The sequence below is a fragment of the Pelatocladus sp. BLCC-F211 genome, assembly GCF_041928655.1.
Classification (GTDB): domain Bacteria; phylum Cyanobacteriota; class Cyanobacteriia; order Cyanobacteriales; family Nostocaceae; genus Pelatocladus.
On the sequence record NZ_JBHFLM010000066.1, the window covers coordinates 1 to 2,926 of the forward strand.

The following is a 2,926-nucleotide window of genomic DNA, read 5'->3' on the forward strand; positions in this document are numbered from 1 at the left end:
GCAAGAGCGGTTAAGATTAGCGTTACCAGAGTTAATAAAAAATTGGAAGGCACCTTTATAACCTGCCGTGTCGTGTTTCATCCCCTCCTTGAAAGGCACTTTCTTTCACACTCCCGTTAACTTTTTGGTAATGATGCACAAGAGCGATCGCACTATTCAATCATCAGGAAATTGCCAAGCTGAGATACTTTCTACATCTTTATTGCCACATTTGACACACGTAGCTTCCTTCTTTGAATCCATCCACTCATAGCCACAGGCACGACAATGGCAGAAAATATTATTGCGGTTGGCGTTGTCGATATCCTGATACCATTGGTGCTGTTGCTCAAAATTGGAGAACGGAAAACTATCGGACATTTCAGTCAGCTTTTACAAAAACTTTCTTTAATAAATATCCCAGAATTCTATAAAATTTTTCCTTGTAGTACTTTTGTATCAAAAAAATAAACCCCAAAGCATAAGTACTTTGAGGGTTAGATTTTATATTCAGGGTCTTTATATAAGCTGATCCCGTTTTGTTACAAAAAGTAAACTGCTATTTAGATTCTCATCAAATTAGTTAAATTTTGTAATATTTAATATTTTCTTAAGCTTTTGAATTTAATATTTTCTTTAGATTGTTCACGATAACCGACACAAATCAAACCCCGGTTCTAAACCGGGGCTTTTGTCAATGTCAGCTATTGTAGTTTTGCTGTAAGCTGTCGCAACGGGGTAAGTGCTGTGAACGCATCAACATTACGTCAACTTTGGTCTTTGATTGAAGACACTCAGACCAATATTCTTTTGGAAGTCAACGACGCGGAACTAGTCCAACAGTTGCTAAGGCGACTGGAAAACCAAAAACTACTCAGCAGTGAAGAAATGAAAGTCATCCGTGTCTATATTAGCTCTAGGCTCCCGCTAATTCGGGATTTGGCAATGGTGAGAAGAGGTTGTACTTGAGTTCTTGGTCGTTGGTATAAACAAATCTGCGAGAAGCCCTACCCTTTGGGAATGTCTTCGACGAACGGGTAGTTCACTCCGGGACGCTACTCTTACGAGAAGCCGAAGAAGGCGCGTCTACGCAAACGCAGTCGCACCCTAAGGGAAGCCGCCCTTTGGGCGTCTACATGGGGGTCTCAGATTACCACAATTCATTTTGTTGGTGGTTCGGAGTTTTCGATAGTGAGCTTTTTGATATGCTGGTCTAAACTTTGCAACAGGTTATTGAGAGCATTAAAAGTCTCTAGCTGACTAGAGTTAACATTGCGGTTAACTAAAATTCTCTCTTGTAATTCATGCAATTTATAGCTGAGTTGTTGAGATATACTTAAGGCATCACGACTAAGACGGGTTAACTGTTGTTGTTGATAAAACTTTAACGCTGCTCCTCGCAGTACTTGAAGGGTAGCTTCTTCACCGTACATACCTGGCATAACTCGCAAGCGCAATAATAAACGGTCTTGCTGATATAGACATTCTCTTTCCACTTGTTTAGGTTCTGCAAGTGTGATTACAGGGAGCGAACCAAATCTTTTCAACTCATTCATGACTCCCTGAAAGACGGAGAGAGGGACTTTCTCTAATACAGATTGCAAAACTCCATTTTCACTCCACAAAATTCTGCCTGTGTAAGGTAGTCTTTCTAAATACAACCGACCAATTCCCCCTGCTAAAACCCTACCTAATAATTCTTCTAATAATTTTTTTGGTGGTAAGGTTAACAGTGTTTCTACAGGAGAGAATTCTTCTGCCATTGGCACTGATAAAATCGGCAAGTTACCAGTGGTTACAACATGAGAATTATTTTGTTCTGTTTGTTTTGCTTCTGTTGTATTGGGATTTGTAACAACTATAGGATGTAACTGAAGAGGATTTTTACTTGTACTATTTGCTTCTGAGTTAGGTAAAGAATTTAATTGCAAGTTGTTATTTTCAGTATGAGTCGGGTTTGAATTCGTTGGTGGTTGCTGAGTGGATTTTGATTGCTGTTCAGGCTGTTCTTGAGTTGCTGAGTGAGATGTATTTTTGTAGTTTAGGTAAGATGAAAGTATTTTGCGGTGAATCTCGCCTGTAATCGTTTCAGGTACTAATGTACAGTTGATGTAAGACAAGATGCGATGAACGTAATCTAATGCCGCACTATCTTCCTGATTAACCATACCTAACAACAAGCTGTTATCTTCCATTTTCAATGGCACAACTTGGTGGTATAGGCAAGCTTCAAAGGACAGAAAACTCTCGATCAGCTGGAATACTTGCTCGCGTTCTATTCCTTGTTTCCATAGTATTTCTGTATCGGATGACACTTCTTGCTGATCAGTAAACTCGGTATCGGTTAATTTGCCCTTTGAAGACAACATAGGCTTAGATTGCTTGGTATTTCTATATCCTATTCTGCCCATAAACTTTTTGGCAGTAAACAAATCATAATATTTAGATAAATAAAAGTTAAATTAGCTACAAATGAGGCAAAGCTTTATCTGGATTCAACATCGAAAACACTTAACTGTATAAATGGGTAGCAGTTGGTAGTCGTTTCTTGCTTATCGTTGGGAGTAACTAACTCTACAGTCGTGTAGTAGTGGGGAAACTCCCTATTGTGCAATTAACAACCAACAATCATGCATATTTTATCTACTCTTCGCTTCTCAAGGTCTGAGCTACCAAGTAGACTTTAGTCCATTCACCCATTGCTTGATGGGTTTTGAGTTTTAATTTTTTCGCTATATCTTCTATACTGTTGCCTGCTCGTCGTAGTTCTAGAACCTGTTGCTGAGTTAGGGTCAATTTTTCATGCAATTGCTGAAGTTGGTTTGGTGTCAGTCCCAGATTATGATCTTTTAATGATGTTTGTAGCCAGGATTCGACTAGTTCTGGTTTATCTTTGAGAGCAAAAACACGCACTGCGTGGTAGCTCACTTTTTCTCGTAACCGATAA

The 2,926-nt window shown here is 39.2% G+C and carries 3 protein-coding genes and 1 pseudogene; 1 reads left to right on the forward strand and 3 read right to left on the reverse strand.

Annotated features, from left to right (window positions below):
* Positions 1 to 156 precede the first annotated feature (156 nt).
* The gene (locus ACE1AT_RS07670) at positions 157 to 360 is read right to left on the reverse strand and encodes a hypothetical protein (RefSeq protein WP_374866921.1); all 204 of its coding nucleotides are present in this window, start codon (positions 358 to 360) and stop codon (positions 157 to 159) included.
* A gap of 366 nt (positions 361 to 726) precedes the next feature.
* On the opposite strand from ACE1AT_RS07670, the gene ACE1AT_RS07675 reads away from it, so the two are divergent.
* Positions 727 to 948: a hypothetical protein gene (locus ACE1AT_RS07675; protein WP_374866923.1), complete on the forward strand. Its 222-nt coding sequence runs from the start codon at positions 727 to 729 to the stop codon at positions 946 to 948.
* A 191-nt stretch (positions 949 to 1,139) separates the two neighbouring features.
* On the opposite strand, the gene ACE1AT_RS07680 is transcribed toward ACE1AT_RS07675, so the two are convergent.
* Positions 1,140 to 2,348, reverse strand: coding sequence for a pilus assembly protein PilB (locus tag ACE1AT_RS07680; protein ID WP_374866925.1), 1,209 nt, complete (start codon positions 2,346 to 2,348; stop codon positions 1,140 to 1,142).
* Positions 2,349 to 2,622: 274 nt separating this feature from the next.
* Positions 2,623 to 2,926: pseudogene (locus ACE1AT_RS07685) on the reverse strand (hypothetical protein); the annotation flags it as partial.